Annotated in this window: 1 protein-coding gene; it reads left to right on the top strand. The window is 67.0% G+C overall.

What is annotated here, in order from left to right; genetic code table 11:
* Positions 1–16 precede the first annotated feature (16 nt).
* On the top strand, positions 17–321 hold a 305-nt coding region (locus tag NE591_RS13610; protein ID WP_256156904.1), incomplete at its 3' end, for a branched-chain amino acid transport system II carrier protein.

Consider the following 321-nt stretch of genomic DNA (forward strand, 5'->3'; position numbering starts at 1 on the left):
CGACGAGAGAGGGGAGGTGCCCGTGAACAGAGACGCGCTGGTCGTCGGTTTGGCGCTGTTCGCCATGTTCTTCGGCGCCGGCAATCTCATCTTCCCGCCGTACCTCGGCAGGGAGTCGGGCACGCTCTGGCCGCTCGGCCTGGCATGCTTCGTGTTCTTCGACGTGGTGGTCTCCTGCGTGGGCGTCTTCGCCATCAACAACGCGGGGGGCTCCATCCTCTCAATCCAAACTGCCCTGGGCAAGAAGGCCGGCCTGGCGCTGAACACCGCCGCCATTCTGTGCGTGGGCATGCTCATCGCCCCGCCGCGCTGCGCCGCCAC

This window comes from Adlercreutzia sp. DFI.6.23, from assembly GCF_024462535.1.
In the GTDB taxonomy this organism is placed as follows: domain Bacteria; phylum Actinomycetota; class Coriobacteriia; order Coriobacteriales; family Eggerthellaceae; genus Adlercreutzia; species Adlercreutzia rubneri.